This is a genomic window from Paraburkholderia sp. C35, from assembly GCF_003121405.1.
Lineage (GTDB): Bacteria > Pseudomonadota > Gammaproteobacteria > Burkholderiales > Burkholderiaceae > Paraburkholderia.
Map to the genome: position 1 here is coordinate 78,558 of NZ_QBUY01000026.1, position 6,676 is coordinate 85,233.

Below are 6,676 nucleotides of genomic sequence, written 5' to 3' on the forward strand. Positions count from 1 at the left end.
AATAACGAGAAACTCGCGCCACGCTCCTGCCAGCGCGACACCTACGACACACGCCGCGCCCTGCCATGAACGACGATCAACTCCTGCGCTATTCCCGTCACATCCTCGTCGATGAACTCGGCATCGAGGCTCAGCAAGCCTTTCTCGACGCACATGCAATCGTCGTCGGCGCGGGTGGTCTTGGCTCGCCGGCTGCGATGTATCTGGCGGCAGCAGGCGTCGGCAAGCTGACGCTGGTCGATGCCGATACCGTCGATCTCACCAATCTGCAACGACAGATACTGCATGTGACGAAGTCGGTCGGACGGCTGAAGGTCGAGTCGGGCCGCGATGCCATCGCGCAACTCAATCCTGATGTGATCGTGAACGCAGTCACTGAGCGCGTCGACGATGCGTGGCTCGATCAGAACGTGCCGCACGCGACGGTCGTGCTCGACTGCACGGATAACTTCGCGACACGACACGCGATCAACCGTGCATGCGTGAATCACGGCGTGCCGCTCGTATCAGGCGCGGCGCTGCGCTTCGATGGCCAGATCAGCACGTTCGATTTCCGTAGCGACGCGTCGCCCTGCTATGCGTGTGTGTTTCCGGAAGATCAACCGTTCGAGGAAGTCGCGTGCTCGACGATGGGCGTGTTCTCGCCGACAGTCGGCATCATCGGCGCGATGCAGGCGGCGGAAGCGTTGCGTGTGATTGCGGGCATCGGCGAGCCGCTGGTCGGCCGCCTGATGATGCTCGATTCGCTGCGGATGGAGTGGAACACGATGCGCATCGCGCGCCAGCCGGATTGCCCGGTGTGCGGCGAGCGGCATCGTTCGTAGTTAGCGAGGCGCCCGGTGCCAGGTCAGGCGCCTCGATGTTTCAAGCCTGCGCGACCCGATCCAGCGCCGATTGCACCTCTTCCGGCTCGAACGCCGCCAGCACATCGGCAACCGGCTTTTCGAGCGTCTTCAGATGCGAGCGCAGCACCTCCTGCTTCACGAGCAGCAACTGGCTCGGATGCATCGAGAACTCCGTCAGCCCCATGCCGAGCAGCAGACGCGTGAGCAACGGATCACCCGCCATTTCCCCACAGATCGACACCGGCACGCCCGCGCGCTTCGCCTCGCGCAGCGTAAATGCGATCAGATGCAGCACGGCCGGATGCAGCGGATCGTACAGATGCGCGACGGCGTTGTCCGCGCGATCGATCGCGAGCGTGTACTGGATCAGATCGTTCGTGCCGATCGACAGGAAATCGAGGCGCTTGAGGAACAGCGGCAACGCAATCGCCGCCGCCGGAATCTCGATCATCGCGCCGACGCGCACGTTCGGATCGTAGGCAAGGCCGGCGTCGTCGAGTTGACGCTTGGCTTCCTGGATGAGGTCGAGCGTCTGATCGATTTCGCGCGCGTGCGCGAGCATCGGAATCAGGATCTTCACCGAACCGAACGCCGACGCGCGCAGAATCGCGCGCAACTGCGTGAGGAACATATGCGGCTCGGACAGACTCCAGCGGATCGCGCGCAAACCGAGCGCCGGGTTCGGCGCGGTCTCGAACTCATCGACTGATTCGAGCGGCTTGTCCGCGCCGACGTCGATCGTGCGGATCGTCACGGGCATGCCGTTCATCAGTTCGACAGCGCGCTTGTAGGCGCCGAACTGTTCTTCCTCTTCCGGCATCCCGTCCTTCTGGTTCATGAACAGGAACTCGGTACGGAACAGGCCGATGCCCGTCGCACCCGCGTCGAGCGCGGCCTTGGCATCTTCGGGCAGTTCGATGTTCGCGCACAGATCGATGCGCGTGCCGCACACCGTTTGCGTGGGCGAGAACTTCAGCCGTTGCAGCTTGCGTGCTTCCAGCGCCTTCTCGCTCTGCCGGTACGAATACTCTTCGAGCACGATGGGCGCGGGATCGACGATCACGATGCCGTGATCGCCGTCGACGATGATCAGATCGTCCTGACGGATCAGCGCGCTTGCATGCTGCACGCCGACTGTCGCCGGAATGCCGAGGCTGCGCGCGACGATCGCCGTGTGCGACGTGCGGCCGCCGAGGTCCGTGACGAAGCCCTGGAAGGTTTGGCCCTTGAACTGCATCATGTCGGCGGGCGCGATGTCGTGCGCGACCACGATCATCTCGTCGCAGCGGCCGTGCACGCCGTTGACGAGCGCACCCGTCGCACCCGCGAGCGCCTTCAGCACACGCTCGACCACCTGTTCGATGTCGGCCTTGCGCTCGCGCAGGTATTCGTCTTCGATATCGTCGAAATGGCGCGTGAGACGCTCGAGTTGTTCCGTCAGCGCCCACTCGACGTTGTAGCGGCGCGTACGGATCAGATCGATGGTTTCCTGAACGAGCATGGCGTCGTTCAGGATCATGGTGTGGACGTCGATGAATGCGCCCATTTCGCTCGGCGCGTCAGCGGAGAGATCCGCGCGCAGTGCGTCTAACTCCTGATGCACGACTGCCTGAGCCGTGCGGAAACGCTCCACCTCGCCCTCGATCTGGGTGGGCTCGATTAGATAGTGGTCGACGTCCAGTGCAGCCGGGGCGATCAGATATGCCCGCCCGATGGCGATACCGCGTGACACGGGAATTCCATGCAGCGTGAACGACACGCGCACCTCCTCTAGTTGTGTGATGCCGCGGCAAACCGCTGCAATGCTCTCAGACCCCGACGGTGATTATAAATTCCGTCCCGCCTAACCGTGCTGTGCAGCGCAGCATGCAAGCTCGCGGAAAGCCGTGCGGACGCGCAAATCCGGCGGCACAAATGAAAACGCCGCGACATCGCGCGGCGTCTTCCATCCAGAACGAATGCTGCTGCGGATTTTTTATTGTCCTTCGCCGAATTTGTCTGCGATCAGTTTGAGCAGCGCGTCCATCGCATCTTTTTCGTCGGCGCCTTCCGTTTCGATCACCACCGTACTGCCGATCCCCGCTGCCAGCATCATCACGCCCATGATGCTCTTTGCGTTGATGCGCCGGCCGTTGCGGCTCATCCATATTTCCGACTGAAAATTGGCGGCGAGTTGCGTCAGTTTGGCCGAGGCGCGCGCGTGCAGCCCCAGCTTGTTCACGATAGTCGTTTCCTGTTGCAGCATGTGTTGGTCCGATGCGCTGGTGTTGATGTTATCGAGGTAAAACGAAAATTTGTCGGACGCTGCGCTTACGCGCCGTTGCGGTTGCAGAGCGTCTCCGCGCCCACGTTACAGGTCTGCGCGAGCGGCTTGTCCTTCGACGCCGGGTCGGGAAAGCAGCCATCTGCGTCGGCGTTGACAACGGCGGGCGTTGCCGGCGTGACTGCCTGGATGCCTTTGCTCGCGCCTGCCAGCGCCTTGTCGACGAGCACGTCGAGCGGTGTCGCGCGGTAACAGACGGCGCGCACGAGCATCGGCAGATTGACGCCTGCCAGCACACGCACGTCCGGAACCGATGCGAGCCGCACCGCGATGTTCGCCGGCGTCGCGCCGTACATGTCCGTCAGCACGAGCGCGCCGTTTTCTTCCTTCAGCCTGTCGATCTCCGCATGCGCGAACGCGACGACCTGAGCGGGATCGCAATCCGCCGATACGTCGATGACGCCGATGCGGGCGGGCAAGCCGCCATAAATATGGGAAACGCACTCGCGAAGCGCGGAGGCGAAGGGAGCGTGCGCAATGATCAGAATGCCTGCCATGTCAGCCTTGCTGCAGAAAAACGCCCGGAAATCGCGGCCCTGCTCCTGATGCGCGGCCATGTGGCGCGCAAGACAGCAGACCATCGAACTCGCCTGGAATCGGGCCGCCAAGGGGCCGGATCACAATCGCCCTCACGGGCTTTTTTCAGGGGAGCGGGCATTGTAACAGCCTCATTTTCGCGCTTTCCGCCTTTTCTCGCCTGGCTGGCGGAGAGCGCGAATCCATAGCAAACATGGCGGCGCACACGCGCCGCTTCAAGCGACCTTAACCGACGGCCTTCTCTAGTGCGTCGATGAACATTGCCGCCACATCGAAACCCGTCTGATCCATGATCTCGCGGAAGCACGTCGGACTGGTGACATTCACTTCCGTCAGCCAGTCGCCGATTGCGTCGAGCCCGACCAGCAGCAGGCCGCGCGCCTTCAGCACCGGCCCGAGCGTGTCCGCGATCTCGCGATCGCGCGCCGTCAGCGGCTGCGCCACGCCCAGCCCGCCTGCCGCGAGATTGCCGCGCACTTCATTGCCCTGCGGAATGCGCGCGAGCGAATACGGCACCGGCTCGCCGCCGATCAGCAAAATGCGCTTGTCACCCGTCTTGATCTCGGGGATGAACTTCTGCGCCATCACCGAACGCGCGCCATCGTGACTGAGCATTTCGACGATCGAGCCGAGGTTCATGCCGTCCGCCTTCACGCGAAACACGCCCATGCCGCCCATGCCGTCGAGCGGCTTGAGAATCACGTCGCCATGCTCGGCGTGGAACGCGCGCAGCCGCGCCGGATCGCGCGTGACCAGCGTCGGCGCGACGAACTGCGGAAACTCGCCGATCGCCATCTTTTCCGAGTGATCGCGGATCGCCTGCGGCTTGTTGAAGATGCGTGCGCCTGCGCGTTCAGCCAGTTCGAGCAGCCACGTGGACGTCACGTATTCCATGTCGAACGGCGGGTCTTTACGCATCAGCACGGCGCCGAAGCTCGGCAACGCGCGCGCCTCGACAGGTTGCGCTTCGTACCAGACATCGCGATGCCCATCCGACTGATCGCCGACGATCTCGAAGCGATACACGTTCGCCTCGACGCCGCTGCCCGTCCACGCCAGATGCTGCGGCTCGCACGCATACAGCGTGTGCCCGCGCTTCGCGGCCTCGGCCATCATCGCGTAGGTCGAGTCCTTGTAGATCTTGAAGCGGGAAAGCGGGTCGGCGATGAAGAGAATGTCCATGGATTTCCTGAGGTGCCCTCGCGGGCCACACATTGTTCGTTATAGCGCATGACGGACGCGTCGGAAGGACGCGTCGGCCGGCAGATGCTGCCGCGTCTGGCGCGGCGGGACCGTCAGCCTACCGCGAGCGCGCGACTCGCGCTTGCCGCGCGCCTGCCGCGTCGCCATTCAGCTCAGACCTGGATCGCCTCGGGATCGGTCTTTTCTAGTTCCACCGATGCCGCCAGCAGCCCCAGCCGCCCGACCACGCCGTACATGTAGAAGCGGTTCGGCGGTGCGGCGCCCGGTTTGGCGTGCGCATCCGGCAGCGCGGTGTGCTCGAAGCCGAGCGGCACGAAATGCATGCCTGGCGCGTTCAGGTTCTGGTCGCGCTCACGACTGCCGTGCACGCGATAGAAACCGCCCACCACGTAGCGGTCGATCATGTAGACGACGGGTTCGGCCACCTCCTCACCGATGCGCTCGAACGTGTAGACGCCTTCCTGCACGATCATGTCGTGCACGTCGAGACCTTCCTTGGTGGTCGACATGCGCGTGCGTTCGCGCTTGGTGAGCGCGGCCACTTCGGACGCGTCGTGCACCGTCATCACGCCCATGCCGTACGTGCCGGCATCCGACTTGATGACCACATACGGCCGCTCCGAAATACCGTACTCGCGATACTTCTTGGCAATCTTCTTAAGCACGCCATCGATCGCATCGGCGAGTGCTTCCTCGCCCGTGCGCGCTTCGAAATCGACGCCTTCGACGTGCGCGAAGTACGGGTTGATCATCCACGGGTCGATCTCGACCATCTTCGCGAACTTCTTCGCGACGTCGTCGTAGCACGAGAAGTGTGTGGACTTGCGGCGCACGGCCCAGCCCGCATGCAGCGGCGGCAACAGATACTGCTCGTGCAGATTTTCTAGGATGGGCGGAATGCCGCCCGACAGATCGTTGTTCAGCAGGATCGAACAGGGATCGAAATTCTTCAGCCCGATACGGCGGGCCGAGCGCTCGAGCGGTTCCAGCACGATTTTCTGGCCATCCGACAGCGCAATCGTGACCGGCCCGACGATGCTTTCGTCGAGCGTGCCGAAGCGTACGTTCAGACCGGCCTGACGCATGATGGTCGCGAGGCGCGCGACGTTTTCCAGATAAAACGCATTGCGGGTGTGACGCTCGGGAATCACGAGCAGGTTCTTCGCGTCCGGGCAGATCTTCTCGATCGATGCCATGGCCGCCTGCACGGCGAGCGGCAGCGTCTCTTGCGGCAGGTTGTTGAACGCGCCGGGGAACAGGTTGGTATCGACGGGCGCGAGTTTGAAACCGGCGTTACGCAGATCGACCGAGCAATAGAACGGCGGCGTGTGCTCCTGCCATTCAAGGCGGAACCAGCGTTCGATGGCGGGCGTGGCGTCGAGGATCTTCCGTTCGAGGTCGAGCAGCGGGCCGTTTAACGCCGTAACTAAATGCGGAACCATTGATCACTCGCAGACTGGAGAAAAAAGATTGTAGAGCAAATGCTTTGCGCATTTGGGGACGCTTTCTCCATTCGCAAGTTATGGCTGGATGCATTCTCCCTATTGGAACGATAGCCGGAAAATCTGCTGTTTGTGAGACAAGATGGGTTTGGGGTTATTGTCTGCGACGCCGGGGTGGGTTTGGTTTTGGTTTTTTTTGGCATCCGCGATTTGGTGTTTGTGCTTCAAGCGTTGCCCCTGTGCGGGGCGGCACCTACTTTTCTTTGCCGCCGCAAAGAAAAGTAGGCAAAAGAAAGCGGGCTAACACCACCCACTCCGGTCACTGC

Annotated in this window: 6 protein-coding genes; 1 reads left to right on the forward strand and 5 read right to left on the reverse strand. The window is 62.5% G+C overall.

Going from position 1 to position 6,676, the window contains the following annotated elements:
• The first annotated feature begins 65 nt into the window (after nt 1–65).
• Nucleotides 66–824, forward strand: coding sequence for a molybdopterin-synthase adenylyltransferase MoeB (gene moeB, locus DK391_RS18135; protein ID WP_109479353.1), 759 nt, complete (start codon nt 66–68; stop codon nt 822–824).
• 40 nt (nt 825–864) lie between these two features.
• Here moeB and ptsP read toward each other — a convergent pair whose 3' ends face one another.
• The 5 genes from ptsP to gshA form a co-directional block, all read right to left on the reverse strand.
• On the reverse strand, nt 865–2,604 hold the full coding sequence (gene ptsP, locus DK391_RS18140; RefSeq protein ID WP_109479354.1) for a phosphoenolpyruvate--protein phosphotransferase: 1,740 nt from the start codon (nt 2,602–2,604) through the stop codon (nt 865–867).
• A 216-nt stretch (nt 2,605–2,820) separates the two neighbouring features.
• Nucleotides 2,821–3,090, reverse strand: coding sequence for an HPr family phosphocarrier protein (locus DK391_RS18145; RefSeq protein ID WP_109479355.1), 270 nt, complete (start codon nt 3,088–3,090; stop codon nt 2,821–2,823).
• A gap of 65 nt (nt 3,091–3,155) precedes the next feature.
• A complete protein-coding gene (locus DK391_RS18150; protein ID WP_109479361.1) occupies nt 3,156–3,665 on the reverse strand; it encodes a PTS mannose transporter subunit IIA in 510 nt (169 codons plus the stop codon).
• Nucleotides 3,666–3,930: 265 nt separating this feature from the next.
• Entirely contained in the window at nt 3,931–4,887 is a 957-nt protein-coding gene (gene gshB, locus DK391_RS18155) for a glutathione synthase (RefSeq protein ID WP_109479356.1), read from the reverse strand.
• A gap of 173 nt (nt 4,888–5,060) precedes the next feature.
• Nucleotides 5,061–6,350 carry a glutamate--cysteine ligase gene (gene gshA, locus DK391_RS18160; protein WP_109479357.1) on the reverse strand — a complete coding sequence of 430 codons (1,290 nt, stop codon included), beginning with the start codon at nt 6,348–6,350 and terminating at the stop codon, nt 5,061–5,063.
• Nucleotides 6,351–6,676: the final 326 nt, after the last annotated feature.